This is a genomic window from Pontibacter mangrovi, from assembly GCF_006385705.1.
Lineage (GTDB): Bacteria > Bacteroidota > Bacteroidia > Cytophagales > Hymenobacteraceae > Pontibacter > Pontibacter mangrovi.
In genome coordinates this window covers 553,050-570,315 of sequence record NZ_VFRQ01000001.1, presented here as the reverse complement: position 1 = coordinate 570,315, position 17,266 = coordinate 553,050, and the positions used below count along the sequence as shown (strand labels likewise).

Annotated in this window: 13 protein-coding genes; 1 reads left to right on the top strand and 12 read right to left on the bottom strand. The window is 55.4% G+C overall.

What is annotated here, in order from left to right; genetic code table 11:
- Positions 1 to 4: 4 nt before the first annotated feature.
- The 11 genes from FJM65_RS02485 to FJM65_RS02435 all read right to left on the bottom strand — a co-directional run bounded on the left by FJM65_RS02485 (position 5) and on the right by FJM65_RS02435 (position 11,543).
- Complete coding sequence (locus tag FJM65_RS02485; RefSeq protein WP_140619059.1) at positions 5 to 1,351, bottom strand: MBL fold metallo-hydrolase; 1,347 nt, start codon at positions 1,349 to 1,351, stop codon at positions 5 to 7.
- Between the two features lie 132 nt (positions 1,352 to 1,483).
- Positions 1,484 to 2,740: an NAD(P)/FAD-dependent oxidoreductase gene (locus tag FJM65_RS02480; RefSeq protein WP_140619058.1), complete on the bottom strand. Its 1,257-nt coding sequence runs from the start codon at positions 2,738 to 2,740 to the stop codon at positions 1,484 to 1,486.
- Positions 2,741 to 2,886: 146 nt separating this feature from the next.
- Positions 2,887 to 3,537 (bottom strand): peroxiredoxin, encoded by a 651-nt coding sequence (locus FJM65_RS02475; protein WP_140619056.1) that lies wholly within the window; start codon positions 3,535 to 3,537, stop codon positions 2,887 to 2,889.
- A gap of 238 nt (positions 3,538 to 3,775) precedes the next feature.
- Positions 3,776 to 4,618 (bottom strand): universal stress protein, encoded by an 843-nt coding sequence (locus FJM65_RS02470; RefSeq protein WP_140619054.1) that lies wholly within the window; start codon positions 4,616 to 4,618, stop codon positions 3,776 to 3,778.
- A gap of 60 nt (positions 4,619 to 4,678) precedes the next feature.
- Complete coding sequence (locus FJM65_RS02465) at positions 4,679 to 5,281, bottom strand: class I SAM-dependent methyltransferase (RefSeq protein ID WP_140619052.1); 603 nt, start codon at positions 5,279 to 5,281, stop codon at positions 4,679 to 4,681.
- Between the two features lie 176 nt (positions 5,282 to 5,457).
- On the bottom strand, positions 5,458 to 5,706 hold the full coding sequence (locus FJM65_RS02460; RefSeq protein ID WP_140619050.1) for an acyl carrier protein: 249 nt from the start codon (positions 5,704 to 5,706) through the stop codon (positions 5,458 to 5,460).
- A complete protein-coding gene (locus FJM65_RS02455) occupies positions 5,703 to 6,929 on the bottom strand; it encodes a dihydrolipoamide acetyltransferase family protein (RefSeq protein ID WP_140619048.1) in 1,227 nt (408 codons plus the stop codon). The genes FJM65_RS02460 and FJM65_RS02455 overlap by 4 nt, the downstream gene beginning before the upstream one ends.
- Complete coding sequence (locus tag FJM65_RS02450; protein WP_140619046.1) at positions 6,922 to 7,908, bottom strand: alpha-ketoacid dehydrogenase subunit beta; 987 nt, start codon at positions 7,906 to 7,908, stop codon at positions 6,922 to 6,924. The genes FJM65_RS02455 and FJM65_RS02450 overlap by 8 nt, the downstream gene beginning before the upstream one ends.
- A 5-nt stretch (positions 7,909 to 7,913) precedes the next feature.
- A complete protein-coding gene (gene pdhA, locus FJM65_RS02445; RefSeq protein WP_140619045.1) occupies positions 7,914 to 8,903 on the bottom strand; it encodes a pyruvate dehydrogenase (acetyl-transferring) E1 component subunit alpha in 990 nt (329 codons plus the stop codon).
- Between the two features lie 121 nt (positions 8,904 to 9,024).
- Positions 9,025 to 10,740 carry an acetate--CoA ligase gene (acsA, locus tag FJM65_RS02440; protein ID WP_140619043.1) on the bottom strand — a complete coding sequence of 572 codons (1,716 nt, stop codon included), beginning with the start codon at positions 10,738 to 10,740 and terminating at the stop codon, positions 9,025 to 9,027.
- Between the two features lie 47 nt (positions 10,741 to 10,787).
- The gene (locus FJM65_RS02435; protein WP_140619041.1) at positions 10,788 to 11,543 is read right to left on the bottom strand and encodes an SDR family oxidoreductase; all 756 of its coding nucleotides are present in this window, start codon (positions 11,541 to 11,543) and stop codon (positions 10,788 to 10,790) included.
- Between the two features lie 262 nt (positions 11,544 to 11,805).
- Here FJM65_RS02435 and ppsA point away from each other — a divergent pair, with 262 nt between their 5' ends.
- Positions 11,806 to 14,217, top strand: coding sequence for a phosphoenolpyruvate synthase (gene ppsA / locus FJM65_RS02430; protein ID WP_140619039.1), 2,412 nt, complete (start codon positions 11,806 to 11,808; stop codon positions 14,215 to 14,217).
- Positions 14,218 to 14,302: 85 nt separating this feature from the next.
- On the opposite strand, the gene FJM65_RS02425 is transcribed toward ppsA, so the two are convergent.
- Entirely contained in the window at positions 14,303 to 17,062 is a 2,760-nt protein-coding gene (locus tag FJM65_RS02425; RefSeq protein WP_140619037.1) for a cation-transporting P-type ATPase, read from the bottom strand.
- Positions 17,063 to 17,266 lie beyond the last annotated feature (204 nt).

The following is a 17,266-nucleotide window of genomic DNA, read 5'->3' as shown; positions in this document are numbered from 1 at the left end:
TGGCTTATTGGCCGTCTTTAAACTGACTGACCGCTTCGCTCAGGTCCAGCACCTTTACATCGGGCAAGGCTGCCTCCACAATGCTGCTGCCGGCTGCAGAGCGGTATCCGCCTGCGCAGTGCACCACCACGGGCTTATCGGCAGGAATTTCCTTGGCGCGCTCGCGCAGCTCCGGAAGCGGGATGTTGATGGCCTTGTCGAAAAACTTGCCCCCTTTCACTTCCGATGTGTTGCGGATGTCCACAATGGTATACTCGCTTGGGTGCTGTTTAAACGCGGCCACATCAATCACCGGCGATTTCACGTCAGCGGCCTCGTCCATCACAAAAGCACCCTTTATCAATAGCTCATAGCCAATCTTGGCTGCTTTCGAGATCAGCTCGTTCAGTTCCTCTTCGCTTTCGGCGATGAGGTAATAGCTTTCGTTCGGCCCCACGATGCTTCCCAGCCAGGTTTCGAACTTGCCGCCGTTCTGGATGTTGATGGCTCCTTTATAGTGGCCTTTCTTGAAGGTTTTCTCATTGCGGGCGTCTACTACAATGGCTCCAAGCTCCGGTTTGAAGTTCTTCTCCAGTCGGTTTACCCCTTGCATGCTTGGCTGGTAGGCCGGTGCGCCCTGCTTGTTCAGGCCCACGTCGTAGCCAAAGTATTTGGGTATAAACGGCTGGTCTTCTGTCAGGATCTTCACAAACTGGTCTTCGCTCATGTCCTGTAGGGCGTAGTTGCTGCGCTTCTCGGCGCCGATGGTGCTGCTGTTGGCTTCGCTCAGGCCTTTGCCACAAAGCGTGCCCGCTCCGTGTGCCGGGTAAACAATTACACTGTCGTCCAGTTTCATCAGTTTTTCGCGGGTGCTGTGGTACATTTGGCGGGCCAGTTCCTCGCGTTTGGCATGTATGTTACCCGCGCTCTCCCGAAGGTCCGGGCGGCCCACATCCCCGATAAACAGCGTATCACCTGTGAACACGGCTATGTCTTTGCCCTCATGCTCCACTACAATGCTGATGCCGTCTGGCGAGTGGCCCGGGGTGTGAATGGATTTATACGTTACCTCTCCGAGGTGCAGCTCAGCTCCTCCGTCGAAGGCTCTGTGCGGGTAATCGGCACCTACCAGGCTGTGCACGTAAATGGTAGCGCCGGTTTTCTCGTGTATCTCCAGGTGCGAGCTTACAAAGTCAGCATGGGGGTGCGTCTCGATGACGCCTACAATGTTGGCGTTGTTGTCGCTGGCGTAGTCATAGTAGGGCTGCGGGTTGCGGGCCGGGTCAACCAGTACTACTTCTGCCGTGTCTTCGCTCAGAATGGCATAGGAGTAATGCGCTAAGCCCTTGTCTTCAAACTGCTTTATCTGCATGGTGTCGTTTTTTTGTGTTTTGAAATTATACCCATCAGGAGGGCTTCTAGTTATGCTTCCTGATGTTTTCAATACAAAAGTACGGCTGTTAAATTTCCTGCACAGTGACCTAGGTCACACAGGCCAGGAGGGCTACATGATGCCTTTGAGCATCAGGTGCCAGTACATCCAGGGCAGGCCATACTTCTTCAGCAGCCACATGCTCCACTGCTCTTTGGTGGTATCCACAAATTTGGAGATGAACGGGTCACTGTCGCGCACGTTGTCATACTTGAACTCAGCCAGCACCATTTTGCCGTAGCCCGTTACCAGCGGGCAGGAGGAGTATCCCTGGTAGAGCAGCGCCGGCTTCGGTTGCTTGTTTATACTTGCCAGTAGCTGTGCGGCTACCACCGGAGCCTGCTTGCGAATGGCGGCACCTGTTTTGCCGGTAGGCAGCGCGGCCACATCTCCCAGGCCATAGATGTTGGGGTAGCGCCTGTGCTGCAACGTATGGATGTCTACGTCCAGCCAGCCTTTATTCGGCCCTTCGGCCACAGCCAGTTCAGAATTGCGCACTACGTCGGGGGCCACATGGGGCGGAGCCAGGTGCAGCATACTGTAAGGCATAACGACGGTGTCAGCTCCTTCGGCACGCTCCTGTAGCCTTGCATCAGGCAAAAACTGCTCTTCGGGTTTGCTTCTTTTAAAATGGATCTCGTTGCGTGAGGCATCTATTTTAACAGGCGCGTAGAATGTTTTAACGGTAATGTCTTTTCGCTTCACCACTTCTTCCAGGGCCGGCAAAAATTCCTTTACACCGAAAATGGTAGAGCCGGGGGTAGCGAAAACAACCTGGCTCTTGTCGCGCACACCGGCTTTGCGGAAATAGTCGTCGGCCAGGTACATGATTTTTTGGGGCGCGCCGCCGCACTTAATAGGCGTGGTGGGCTGGGTAAACACGGCGTTGCCGCCCTCGAAGTTGCGCAGCACGTGCCAGGTTTTGCGCGGGTCTATATAGTTGCTGCACACGTTGGGGTGCTGCAGGGCCTCGCGCAAGCCTTCAATCATATCCAGATCATACTTTACTCCGGGCGCTACCACCAGGTAGTCGTAGGTATAGTCGCCGCTGCTTTCGGTGCGCACCTTGTTCTCCCCCGGAAGTATCTCGGTGGCCTTGTCCTGTATCCAGTCCACGCCTGCAGGAATCACGGCATCCTCGGGACGGCGGGTGTCGGTGTAGTCGTAGGTGCCGCCTCCCACCAGCGTCCAGGCGGGTTGGTACCAATGGCTTTGCGACGGCTCGATGATCGCCATCCGAAGGCGCTTTTCTTCGTTATGGAGCTTGGCGGCGAGCATAATGCCCGCAGTTCCTCCGCCTACTATAAGTATCTGGAAGTGTGTGTACATGGTGGTATGGTGGATAAGAGCATATTACGGTGCGTATAGCTGAAGCAAGGGCCTTGGCAGGCTCGAGATGGTTGCCATACCGGCCAGGTCGGCTGCATCAGCATTATATCAGTTGTTCGCAGTTGCTGCACTTCCGAATTGCAGCGTTAGAGGTTCTTCTTTGCCAGGTAGAAATCCACCATCTCCAGGTCGCTGTTCACGCGCTCATCCAGCGCTTCCAGGTTCTTGGGCGGCGGCACGATTACTTTGTCCCCGGGTTGCCAGTTCAGCGGCAGGGATACCTGGTTCTCTGAAGCGGTCTGCAGGGCCACCAGCACGCGCTTTATCTCCTCCATGTTGCGGCCTACATTCAGGGGATAGTACATGATCAGGCGGATAATGCCTTCGGGATCAATGATGAAAACGGCACGGACGGCGGCAGTCTCGCTCTCGCCTGGCTGCAGCATGCCGTAGAGTTTAGCTACCTTCATGTCAATGTCGGCGATGATCGGGAACTTGAAGTATACCCCGGTCTTTTCGCGCACGTTCTGCACCCAGGCGATGTGGGAGTGGATGCTGTCGATGCTCAGGCCGATGAGCTTGGTGTTGTGCTTGGCAAAGAATTCCTCCTGCTCCTGCGCAAAGCCACTCAGTTCGGTGGTGCAAACGGGGGTAAAGTCAGCCGGGTGCGAGAACAGGATTACCCAGCTCCCTTTGTTGTACTCCGAAAACCTCAGGTGGCCTGTGGTGGTGTTCGCTTCAAAGTCCGGTGCCTTGTCGCCGATGCGCGGCATAGAGGTGATGCTCGTTTGTTCCATAAGTAGGCAGATTAAATCTTTTTGTTACTTAAGTAATTTTTATTTATACTTTTAAATTAAGTTATACGCTTTTACTAGGATTAAAGACATCAGAAAACCGATGATGTTTGTCAGCATTTGGTATGAGGCAGATAGAAAAAGAGGCGCATCATTAAGGTGTTTGCTGGGGTAAAGATCAAAAAAAGCCCCAGGCTGGAAGCAAGCCTGGGGCGGTGGTATATTGTTAATAGAAAAAGCCTTATTTCAGGTGGTAGGTCAGGAGCGGGCGGATGCAGTGGTTCACGAGCGTTTCAGCCACACTGCCGTAGAAAATATGGCCGAAGCCTTTACGGGCGTGTGTGCCGATGAGCACCAGGTCCATGTCCGTTGCCTGGTTAAAGTTACGTACACCGGCCGGCACTTTGTAGTCGCGGTGCAGGTGCAGTTCATAGTTCTGCAGCTGCAACTCCTCAGCGAAGCGCCGCATTCCCGCCTGAATTCTGCTGATGTGCGCCTCGTCCTCTTTCCCTACGATCTGGAGCAGGTGCAGCTTGGCTCCGAAGAGCTGCTGTAGCGCCTTGATAGTGTCTACGCTGTTCTGCGGCTGTTTTTCCGCTTCAAAATCTGCTACCCAGAGGATGTTTTGGATAGGCGTGAGCGAGGCGTGCTGGTGAACGGTGATAACCGGTACATGGGTATACCTGACCACGTGCTGCGCCTCCGAGCCCGAAATGCGCTCATACCAGCCATCTGCTCCTTCAGTGCCCATCAGCACCAGGTCAATTTTATGGTGGTCTGCATACTTGGCCAGCGTCGTGGTCAGGCCGCCGTGCAGGATATCTGTGGTAAAGTTAAAGCTTACCTGCTGGCGCAGCGCCTCGAACTGCCTGGCGGCTTTCTCATCCAGCTCCCGGATCTCGTTTCGGTCCAGTGTCTCAGACTCCTCGGTTCCGCCCGCCCACTCCGCAGTATTTACCTGCACCACGTGCACCAGGTGTACATTAACAGGTGTTTTTTGCATCAGAAGCCCCAAAAACTCCAGTGCTTTATAGGATACCGGCGTAAAGTCTACCGGCACCATTATGTTCAAAGTCCTTTCCATACGCAGTAGTATAAGTGGCCTGTAGCGGCCTGTTTTTTATGTATAATTGATGAGATAGAATCAGGGTTTGGTTGCCACCAGGCGCGTTACAAAGCCTCTGCCACGATGGAAAGGGCCTTCCTGTAGCTCCACCTCCAGTTCCTGCAACAGCTTTATGTCCAGAGCATCAAAATCCTGGCGCAGCGTGTCGGCTGTGTAGAGAAGGGCGGCGTCTTTAGGTCCACCGGAAGCATAGTCCTCCTGCAGCTGCTTTGGGTGAAAAGCCTCCAGGATAACCGTGCCGCCCGGCTTCAGCCACTCCACCATCTGGCGGTGGAAGCTTTGGCGCAGGGAAGGGGGGAAGTGCGCATAGATCAGCGCCACCGCATCCAGGCTCTCGGGCGCAGCGGTGTAGTTTTGGGCTTCGGATAACGTATATGTTATATTTAAGCCGCGCTCACTTGCCAGGCGCAGCGCCTTCTGCCGGCCAGCATCGCTGTAATCAAACGCTTGCACCTGCCAACCCTGCGCTGCGGCATAGAGAGCATTTCGCCCCTCGCCCTCAGCCGGAAAAAGAATCCTGCCGGAAGCCAGTTTTGCCAGCTGCTCTTTCAAAAAAACATTGGGCTCGGTGCCGTAAACAGTTTCTTCCTGGCTGTATCGTTTGTTCCAGAATTCCTGCATGGTTTCTCTAGCTTTTTACAATGCAAAAATGGCCTATCTGTTCCTCCTCTTCAGTGACAATGGTTACACAAGCTGATATTTTGAAAAAAAGATAAAATAAGTTTTAAGTTGAAGGGAGGAGGAAGATACAAGGCAGAAGGTGTTGTAGAAGTATAAATGAAACACGGCACAGCGCTCTAGGGCTTCACCCGCGCGCCCACATACACCATCAGCTCGCGCAGGGTCTGTATTTTGCCATAGTCTTCTTCGGGCGTTTCGATGCCAAACTGCTCGTCCAGCGCCACGATGAACTGCAGGTAATCAAAAGAATCGATGCCCAAGGTCTGGCGGATGTTGTCGTCGGGCTGCAGCTGCCCGGGCTCGGTGTCGGGCGCTATACTTTTTAGGCGTTGCAGCAGCGTCTGCTTTATCTCTTCGTGTGTCATAGCTTGTCGGGATGTTGCAAGTATGTTTTGATGGCGTTCAGGAATTTGCTGCCGGTGCTGCCGTCGGAGGCGCGGTGGTCGGCAGCCAGGGTGGCGGTAAGTATGGGCCTTACGGTCAGCATGCCGTTCTCTGCCCAGGGCTGTTCTGTGATTCCCCCGAATCCCACCAAAGCCACCTGCGGGGGGTAAATTACGCCGAATACGGTTTCAACGCCGCCCTCACCCAGGCTGGTAACAGTGATAGTGGAGTCAGCGAGTTCAGAGCTGCGCAGCCGCAGGGCGCGGGCGCGGGGTATCAGGTCGTTCAGCGCGAGCATGATCTCGTCCAGCGACTTGGTATCGGCCTCATGGATAGTCGGCACCATAATGCCGCCGGTGCGCAGGGCTACCACATACCCCACGTTTATACTTTCCTTTCGCTGGAGCCCGTCTTCCCACCAGGCGTTTAGCTCCGGCACGTCGTTCAGCGCTTTGGCTACGGCCTTTACCAGCAGCACCGCCGGCAGCAGCCGCTCTTTTACGGGGCGCTGCTTATTGGCCTCTGCCAGCCAGGTTAGTGCGGGGCGCATGTCAATCCTGGTTTCAAGGTAGTAATGCGGTACTTCGCGGTTCGATTTGCTCATGGCGGCGGCCACGGCCATTCGTATACTTTCGGCTGAAGTAACCGTTGCTTTGGCAGGTTCTTTCGGGGCAGTAGGCGGAGCTTCAACTGCTGGCGTTACAGGCTTCTCTTCCGGCCTGGCGGGTTCAACTTCTTTATGTTTGGCAAGCGCTGCTGCAGGAGGGGCAGCCTGTGCGGCAAGGGCATGCTCCACATCATCCCTGGTGACAGCGCCCTCGGGGCCAGTGCCCTGTATGGCGGCGATGTCTATTCCTTTTTCGGCGGCGATTTTCCGGGCCAGTGGCGAGGACCGGATGTGGTGCGGCGGAGCCATGGTTTTCTCCGTAACAGCTTTAGCCGGCTCAGGTGTTTTGCCAGCAGCTTCCGCTTCGGTGAGTATGGTGGCCATACTTCTTCCCACGGGCACCTGCTCATCTGCCCCCACCAGCAATTCCCCGATGACTCCTTCATCAAACACTTCAATTTCTACAATGCCCTTCTGCGTTTCCACCTCGGCAATAATATCGCCTTTCCGGATTTTATCGCCGGGCTTTACGCGCCACTCGCGCAGAAAGCCGCTTTCCATGTCGGCGCCAAGGCTGGGCATTTTATACTCAAGCATGTTGCAGCAGGGTTTTAATGGCAGAAACAATCTGGGCCGGCTGGGGCACCGCGGCATCCTCTAAATGTTTGGGGTAGGGAATGGGCACTTCAGCACCGCAAAGCCGCTGCACCGGCGCATCCAGGTCGTAAAAGCTCTTCTCCATGATCCGGGCACTTACCTCTGAGGAAACACTGACTGACCGGCTGGCATCCTCGACAATAAACGCCCGGTTGGTTTTAGCCACGGAAGCAAGTATGGTTTCATCATCCAGCGGACGCAGCACGCGCAGGTCCAGCACTTCGGCAGCTATACCGGCGGCAGCCAGTTCATCGGCAGCTGCCAGGCATTTGTACACGCCGGTGCCGTAGGTGATAAGGGAAATATCCTTGCCCTCACGCCGTACTTTGGCTTTGTGGATGTCCACCTGATTTATACTTGTCGGAAGCTCTTTTTCGAGGTTGAGGAGCGAGGTATACTCAAAGATGATGACCGGGTCCGGGTCAGCCAGGGCAGGGGCAAGCATGTGGCGGGCGTCTTCGTGGGTGCCGGCCGAAAGGATGCGCAAGCCGGGCAGGTGCGCGAACAGCGGCTCCCAGCTGTGTGAGTGCTGGGCGGCCAGTTGGCGGCCAATGCCTGCGCTCATGCGTATGACGAGCGGCACGTTAAACTGCCCTCCCGACATGTGCAGCAGCGTGGCCGCGTTGTTGGCAATCTGGTCGAGGGCCAGCAGGCTGAAGTTCACCGTCATGATCTCCACGATCGGCCGCATACCACCGAGCGCTGCACCAATGCCGGCACCCACAAAACCAGCCTCTGACAGCGGCGTATCCATGATGCGCTCCGGGCCAAATTCCTGCAGCAGGTTCTTGCTCACGGCAAAGGCACCGCCATAGCGCCCCACATCCTCGCCCATCACAAACACACGCTCATCGGCCTGCAGCGCCTCACGCAGGGCTTGCTTTATACATTCGCGGTAGGTGATCAGGTTGCCGGCCATAGGTCTTATCGTTCGCTGTAGGTATACTTTGTCAGTTCTTCCACCGGCTCCAGGCTGCAGGCATCGGCAAACTCCACGGCTTTTTCAATCTCCTTCTCAACTTTTGCCTCGGCTTCCTTAAAGTCATTGTCAATCAGGATATGCTGTTGCGTAAGGTAGTTGAAGAAGCCAGGGACAGGGTCGCGTTTCTTCCATTCCTCCACTTCGCTTTTCTCGCGGTATAGCTCGGCATCAAACATGGAGTGCGCCCGGAAGCGGTAGGTGTTGCAAACCAGAAAGTATGGCTGGCCGGTCCGGCGTATACTTTCTGCGGCGGTGTTAGCAGCCTGCATCACGGCCATCAGGTCCATGCCATCTACCGAGGCAGAAGCTATACCATAAGCGGCGCCTTTTTTCTCCAGGTCTGTTTGGGCGTGGGTGTATCGGAGGGCGGTGCCCATGGCGTACAAGTTGTTTTCGCAGACGAACAGCACCGGCACCTGCCACAGCGCCGCCAGGTTCATGGCCTCGTGGAAGGCGCCTTCGGCCATCGCGCCTTCCCCGAAAAAGCAGCAGGTAAGCTGCTTGCGTTTCATCTTTTTATCTGCCAGACCCAAGCCCACGGCCATGGCCAAATGGCCCGCCACAATGGCGTTTCCGCCATAGAATTTAGTTTTAGCATCGAACAGGTGCATAGAGCCGCCGCGGCCGCGGCAGCAGCCTTCCTGCCTGCCATACATCTCGGCCATGATCACGCCTGCGTCCATGCCCCGCACCAGCGCATGCCCGTGCTCCCGGTAGGTGCACAGCACGTTGTCCTCCGGGCCAAGCGCCTGCATCACGCCCACGGCTACCGCCTCCTCGCCAATGTATAAATGCAGAAAGCCCCGGATCTTCTCCTTGGTATACATCTCCGCCGCTTTCTCCTCAAACCTGCGGATGAGCAGCATCTGGTAGAGCAGTTTTCTGGCCTGCTCTGCGGTGAGTTTTATACTTTGTAGGGGTTGCTGTTCCATGGTTTGTATGCATAATGGCGCGCATGTTTACGCGATTGCGGGCTATTTTGAACCTCCGGCCCAAGGAGTGACACACTCAGCATCATTGTCTGCGATAAAACTCACACTTGCGGGACGAGATCTATGGCTGCTCCAGTGTTGAGAGATCCCCCTCCGGCAAACCTAATTCCCGTGCCTTTAGCAGGCGGCGCAATATCTTGCCGCTTCTGGTTTTAGGCAGGTTGTCGATAAAGGCGATCTCTTTGGGCGCCACGGCAGGTCCCAGTTTTCGGCGGGCATGCGCGGTAATGTCCATCTTCAAGTCTTCATTGGCCTGTTGCCCAGGTTTTAAGACAACGAAGGCTTTTACCAGTTCCCCAATCAAAGGGTCCGGTTTTCCGATCACAGCGGCTTCGGCTACGGCAGGGTGTTCCATCAGCGCGCTCTCCACCTCAAATGGCCCTACCATGTGCCCGGAGGTTTTGATGATGTCGTCGGCGCGCCCTACAAACCAGTAATAGCCATCAGCGTCCCGCCTGGCCAGGTCGCCGGTTATGTACCACTCGCCATGGAAGCTGTTGTGGTAGAGTGCCGGGTCGTGCAGATAGGTGCGAAACATGGAGGGCCAGCCGCGTTTCAGGACCAGGTGCCCGTCTTTGTCGGGTTCATCAATCAGCCTGAAACTGTTATCGGTTACCTCTGCAATGGCTGCCTCCACGCCTGGCAATGGCTTGCCCATAGAACCCGGCCGAACAGGCATGCTTCTGTAGTTGGCGATCATGATGCCGCCGGTTTCGGTTTGCCACCAGTTATCCAGAAAGGGCATTCCAAAGTTTTGCTCGCCCCAGATCACGGCCTCCGCGTGCAGCGGCTCCCCCACGCTCAGCATCAGGCGCAGGTTCTCTAGGTTGTACTGGTCCTTTGGCACGATGTTCATGCGCATCAGGCGGCGGATTCCGGTTGGGGCTGTATACCAGACGTTCACTTTCTGCTCTTCCAGGATAGCATACCAGCGGGTAGCGTCAAACTCCTCTTCATCCACCACATTCGTGACGCCATTTACCAGCGGTGCTATAATGCCATAGGAAGTACCTGTTACCCATCCGGGGTCGGCCGTGCACCAGTAGATATCGCCGGGGTGGAAATCGAGGACGTACTTGCCGGTGACGTAGTGCACCAGAACGGCTTTGTGCACATGCAGCGCGCCTTTGGGCATGCCGGTGGTGCCGCTGGTAAAGTGCAGCAGGGCCGGGTCTTCCGGGTCGGTGGGCGGGATGGTGAAGGCATCTGAAGCCTGCTCCATCAGGCGGGGCAGCGAACGGATCTGCTGGCTCTCGTCATGATCCACATCCGTTAGCAAAACATACGTTAACTCCGGCAGGCGCCCTAGCAGCTGTCGCACTTTTTTCTCAAACAGATCTTTGGTTGTGACAAGCACTTTGGCATCGCCGCGGCTCAGGCGCTGGAACACCGGTTCCGGCCCGAACACGTTGAACAGCGGGCAGAAAACAGCTACTTTCTTCAGGGTGCCCAGCGCAGCAAAGTATAACTCCGGCATGCGACCCAGAAATGAAAAAACACGGTCGCCTTTTGCTACGCCTAGCTCCCCCAGCACATTAGCAAAGCGGTTTGAAAGCTCCCTGAAGTCCTGGTAGGTGCAATCCATGACCAACATGTCTTTGTGGATGAACCGGAAGGCGGTTTTATACTTTAAATCACCTGCCGCATGCCGGTCTACTGCCTCGTGTGCCATGTTCAGTCCCTGGCCGTTGGGCAGGCCACTCAGGCCAGCCTGCTCCTTCTCCCAGCTGAAACCAGCGGCGACAGAAGTATAGTCGGTCAGGTTTGGAGAGAGCATTTTAATGCGTAATGACTACTTCGTAACTCTTAATTCTTAACTCGCAATTACCTCGCCACCCAGCCGCCGTCTACTACCAGGGCATGGCCTGTGGTGAAGGAGGAAGCGTCGGAGCAAAGCCAAATGGCTGCTTCGGCAATTTCTCCCGGCTCCCCAAAACGGCCCATAGGTTCCCCTGCTACCATGGCATCGCGTGTGGTTTTATTTTTCTCAATGAAGCGGTCGATCATAGCGGTTTGTATGGCACCCGGGCAAATGGCATTTACCCGAAGGCCTGACTGCGCATACTCCAGGGCCGCCGTTTTAGTAAGGCCGATAACAGCGTGCTTGGAGGCAGTATAGGCCGGGATACCCGGAAATCCGATTAAGCCTGCGATAGAAGAGCAGTTGACGATGGCGCCTTTGCCGTGCCGGAGCATCTCCGCAATTTCATACTTCATGCAGAGCCACACCCCCTTCACGTTCACCCCGAGCACCTTGTCAAAATTCTCCTCGGTAACTTCGTGGGTTGGGGCAGAGGCACCCTCTATGCCAGCGTTGTTAAAGGCATAGTCCAGGCGACCAAATGTGCTCACCGTTTTCTCCACCATGGCCTGCACATCGCTGTCTTTCGATACATCGCATTTAATAAAGATAGCCTCACCGCCAGCCGCTGTAATGCTGTTGACTGTTTCAGCGTCTTCCACCCAGTCTACCACAGCTACTTTGGCGCCACGCTGGGCAAAAAGCATGGCGGTGGCCCTGCCGATCCCGAAACTACCCCCGGTGACGATAGCTACCTTGTCTTCGAAGAATCTATCCATAAGTAATGCGTTAAAAATAGAACAAAGCTTTTTGTAAGGCAGCGGGTGTACTGCTGAGTCACGTAGTATAGTATAAGCTTTTGTTAAATTAATAATACGTTTGATTGCTGTAAAAAGCCATGTCTCTCACGGATAAATCAGATGATCTTTGTCAGCTTTTATACTTTGTGAGGCGTTGTAAAACTAGATTTTAGCCTATCCGTTTTTAGAATAAGTATAAAATTGTCTGCCGTTCTTGTTCTCATGCCTTTAAACATTTTGTATGGAGCCGTTTATAAAGTATTTCAGAGAGATCAGCTACAAAGACCTCGGCCTGGTGGGCGGTAAGAACGCTTCGTTGGGGGAGATGTTTAACCAACTGGTGCCGCAGGGAGTTAACGTGCCGGACGGTTTTGCCACTACCGCAGCGGCTTACGGGCATTTTCTGGACCACGACAGGCTCCGGGAGCGGCTGCAGCAGGCGCTGGCGGATTTAGATACGGAGCGGTTTTCGAATTTATCCGGTGTAGGCAAGAAGTGCCGCGAGCTTATACTTGGGTCTGATTTTCCGGAAGAGATAAGGCAGGAGATCAAAAAAGGCTACGATTACCTCTTGGGAAAGTATGGCGATGCCATTTCGCTGGCCGTGCGCAGCAGCGCCACCGCCGAAGACCTGCCCACCGCCAGCTTTGCCGGGCAGCTGGAAACTTACCTCAACGTGAGTGGCCTTCAAAACCTTTACAAAGCATGCCATCATAGCTATGCCTCGCTGTTCACCGACCGCGCCATCAAGTATAGAGTAGACAACGGATTTGAGCACATGCAGGTGGCGCTGTCGGTAGGCATTCAAACCATGGTGCGATCCGACCTGGCCTGCTCTGGCGTAATGTTCACGCTGGATCCGGACACGGGCTTTCGAAACGCTGTTGTCATCTCTGGCTCCTGGGGCCTGGGCGAGAACGTGGTGCAGGGCGCTGTAAACACCGATGAGTTTGTGGTTTTTAAGCCGATGCTGGAGAAGGCAAAGCAGCCCATCATTTCGCGCCAGCTGGGCAGCAAAGCCAAAACCATGGTATATGCCGAAAAGCAGGAAGGGGAGCTGCAGAATCCCACAGATGCCATTATCAACCAGGGCACGCCAGCAGAAAAGCAGGAGGAGTACGTGCTGCAGGATGAGGAGGTGGTGCAGCTGGCTAAATGGGGGAAGCGCATTGAAGAGCACTACAAGCAGCCGATGGACATTGAGTGGGCAAAGGATGGGGTAAACGGCGAGCTGTTTATCGTGCAGGCCAGGCCCGAAACGGTGCAGAGCCAGCGCAAACAAGAGGCTTTTTTCACAGAGTATACGTTAAAAGAACAGGGCAAGGTGCTGTGCTCGGGCATTGGGCTGAGCAACCGCATCGTTTCGGGTACTGCGCGCATTTTATCCTCCCCGGATGAGATAGACAAGCTGCAGGAAGGGGAGGTGCTGGTAACCCGCAAAACAGACCCTGACTGGGACCCGATCCTGAAGAAAGCCATCGCCATTATTACCGAACAGGGCGGCCGCACTAGCCATGCCGCCATTGTGGCCCGGGAGGTAGGCGCCGTGGCCGTGCTTGGCACCAACAATGCCACCCAGGCCATACAGGATGGGCAGGAGGTGACGGTATCAACGGCGGGCGGCGAGACTGGCTATGTGTATGAGGGCAAGCTGGCTTGGGAAGAGAAGCAGACCGACATGAGCAAGCTGGAAAAACCACGCACCAAGGCCATGCTCATACTCGGCGACCCGGAGCAGGCTTTTAAGTATTCGTTCCTGCCAAACGATGGCGTAGGCCTCATGCGCATGGAATTCATCATCAACAACGCCATTCAGATACACCCCATGGCGCTGAAGCATTTCGACAAGGTAGAGGACCGGCAGGTGCGCGATAAAATTGAGCAGCTCACGCATCATTATCAAAGCAAAGAAGACTTTTTTGTAGACAGGCTGGCCGAGGCCACCGCCGTTATCGCGGCTGCTTTTCACCCGAAGGACGTGATTGTGCGCATGAGCGACTTTAAGTCGAACGAGTACGCCAATTTGTTGGGAGGCAGGCAGTTTGAGCCGCAGGAGGCAAACCCGATGATCGGCCTCAGGGGAGCCTCGCGCTATTACCACCCCATGTACCAGGAAGGGTTTGAACTGGAATGCCGCGCCATGAAGAAGGTGCGGGAGGTGATGGGGCTGACGAACGTGAAGCTCATGATCCCGTTCTGCCGAACCGTTGACGAAGGCAGGAAAGTGATAGAACTCATGCAAAAGTATGGCCTGAAGCGGGGTGAGCACGGTTTGGAAGTATACGTGATGGTGGAGATACCCAGCAATGCCATTCTGGCTGAGGAATTTGCCCAGGTCTTCGACGGCTTTTCCATCGGCTCCAACGACCTTACGCAGCTTACCCTCGGTGCTGACCGCGACTCCGGTCTGCTGAGCGACATCTTCTCTCCGTTTGACGCGGCCGTGCAGCAGCTGATTGTGATGACGCTGGAGAAGGCGCAGAAAACAGGCACCAAGGTAGGCCTTTGCGGCCAGGCCCCCAGCGACTATCCTGAGTATGCCGCTTTTCTGGTAGCCCATGGCATCAACAGCATCTCTTATAACCCGGATGCCTTTTTTAAGGGAATGGAAAACATGCTGCAGGCAGAGCAGGCAAAGGCAACAGTTAAGTGAGCGGTGCTTTCAAAAGCGTCAGTTGATACCTGTATTGCCTAACCAACTACCGCTATCGTGCGGCAGGAATGAAACGTGCATCCTTCTAGTTCGCTGGAGAATTTTTGCGGCGGGCCAGCCGGAACCGGACGGACTTTTCTACCGACACGATGAGGAGCAGCACAACTCCGGCGCCGAAGATCCGCAGCACCTGCCACAAATGCAGTGGGCTGGAACTGAATAAGGTGTTCATGAAAGGCGTATAGATGAAAAGCGCCTGAAACATTAACATGGCGGCTATGCCATAGTATACCCAGAGGTTGGAGAAAAAGCCGACTTCACGCACAGGCCGTATCAGGGAGCGGCAGCTCAGCAGGTAATAGGACTCCAAAACCACAAAAACTGTGGTGGCCACCGTTTGCGCCTGGGCTATAGTAGCGCCTTGCTCCACCTCATACAAGAACAATCCAAACGAGGCGATCAGCAGCAGCGTGCCGACCAGCAGCGTGCGCATGATCAAGTCGAAGGTGAGGATAGGCTCGTTGACAGGGCGGGGCGGACGGTCCATAATACCCGGTTCCTTGGGCTCGAAGGCCAGCGTAAGCCCCAGCAGCACGGCTGTGGTCATGTTTATCCAAAGCAGTTGCACCGGCTGTACCGGCAGCGTTGAGCCAACTATGACAGCGGCAAGTATAACCAGGCCCTCGCCCAAGTTTGTGGGCAACGTCCAGACGATAAATTTAGTCAGGTTATCAAACACACTTCTACCTTCCTCCACGGCTCCTTCTATAGAAGAGAAATTGTCATCGGTCAGCACCATGTCGGCGGCGTCCTTGGCTACATCCGTGCCGGTGATGCCCATGGCTATGCCAATATTGGCCTGTTTCAGGGCCGGCCCGTCGTTCACGCCGTCACCTGTCATGGCTACTATATGCTGGCGGGCCTGCAGGGCTTTTACTAGGCGCAGCTTCTGGTCGGGCGCAACGCGGGCAAACACCGCTACTTCCTCGGCAATCTTTTCCAGCTCCCTGTCCTCAACCTGCTGCAGCTCTTTACCTGTAACAGCTACCAGTTTCCCGTTCTCACGGCGGCCTTTCAACCCGATTTGGCTGGCGATGGCGGATGCGGTCACGGCATGGTCCCCGGTGATCATCTTCACGTCTATCCCTGCCTGCTGGCACAGCTGTACGGCCTCCATCGCCTCTTTGCGGGGTGGGTCTATCATGCCCTGCAGACCCAGAAACACCATGTCGGACTGGGTGTTGGTATGGTCAATTCCGTCCATAGTTCCGGGCACGTGGGCCAGGGCAAAGGCCAATACGCGAAAGCCCTCTGCGGCCATACGCTCCACTTGTCTGTTAATCCCTGCGCGGTCCAGACCCGTGCGCTCGCCGTTTGCCAGCAACATGCTTTCGCTGCGCTCCAGAATAGCTTCTACGGAGCCTTTCAGGTAGATCACCGGTTGGCTGCCTCCATGCAGGGTGGCCATGTACTGGTACTCCGACTCAAACGGGATGGCATCTTTTCGGGGCAGGTCCTGCTCCAGTTTCCAGCTCTCCAGCTTTGCTTTTTGGGCAGCTACGAGCAAGGCGCCTTCCGTCGGGTCGCCCTCTATGGTCCATTGCCCCTCCTTTTCCTTCAGGGCGCTGTCGTTGCAGAGCATACCGGCTATCAGGCATTGCTCCAGCGCGGTGTTGGCCATAAGGTCCGCCGGCAGTCCGTTTTCCAGAATTTCGCCCTCGGGGCGATAGCCCAAGCCTGAAACCGAGTAGGTTTGGCCGCCTGCCACGATCTGCTGCACCGTCATCTGGTTTTCGGTAAGCGTGCCGGTTTTATCGGAGCAGATAACGTTGGTGCTGCCCAAGGTTTCAACGGCCACCAGTTTGCGGATAATGGCCCGGCGCCTGGCCATTTTAGACACGCCCAGCGCCAGCATGATGGTAACGGCCACGGGCAAGCCTTCGGGAATGGCACCAACGGCCAGAGCCACAGCTACCATAAAGGTCTCGCCGACAGGTGCTCCCCGCAGATACTCCACCAAAAACACGGTGGCGGATAATCCCAATATAACCCAGAGCAGCAGGCGGCTGAACTCCTTTATTTTTTTGGTGAGGGGCGTTTCCAGGTCCTGGGCGCCGGCAATGGATTTTTGGATCTTGCCTACTTCGGTCAAATCGCCGGTGGTTGTTACCACGCCCTGTCCCTGGCCATAGGTAACGACGGTAGAGGAAAAGCCCATGCCAAGGCGGTCGCCGAGCACATCATCAGGAGCCACCGTTTGGTCCGATTTCTCCACCGCCACCGACTCGCCGGTCAGCGCCGACTCATCCACCTTCAGGTCCCGCACCCGCACCAGGCGCACATCCGCCGGAAACTTATCACCCGACTGCACCAGCACGATGTCGCCGGGCACGAGTTCTTGCGCATCTATGTTCTGTTTCTTGCCGTCCCGGATAACCTGTGCCCGGGCAGTCATACTTTTAGTCAGGGCGTCAATCGCCTCCAGTGCCTTCGACTCCTGCACATACCCAATGATGGCGTTGATGAACACAACCGCAAAAATGACGATGGCATCCACATACTCTTCCAGCAGAACAGTAACAACGCTGGCGGCAAGCAGGATGTAGATGAGCGGCTGGTGGAACTGCAGCAAGAATCTGACAAAGGCGCTTTGCTGTTTCTTGGGCGTCATCACGTTGCGGCCAAACTGGGCTTGCCGCTGCGCTGCTTCCGCAGCTGTCAGTCCTTGGTTTGCCGATACGCGCAGCAGCGCCAGCACCTGTGAGGTTTCCAGGCTATGCCAGGCGTGTTGTTTGCCTAACCTCAGGGGCTCTTGCTTCAGTGGTTTTTCTTCGGAAACAGGCATAGTATACAGACTTCTGTTACAGCTCTATACTTTTACGATTTGCTGCTATAACAAGCTATGTTTCAGGATGTTTAAGGGGTGAAAGGAGTTGTGCGAAGTGTAAATTAAAAAACCCTTTTATACTTGTTCACTGGCGTGGCAGCAGCTGATATGCCGTTTGTGGGGGAGGGACTGATGACAGGGCGCCGCTGAACTAGGCCAGAA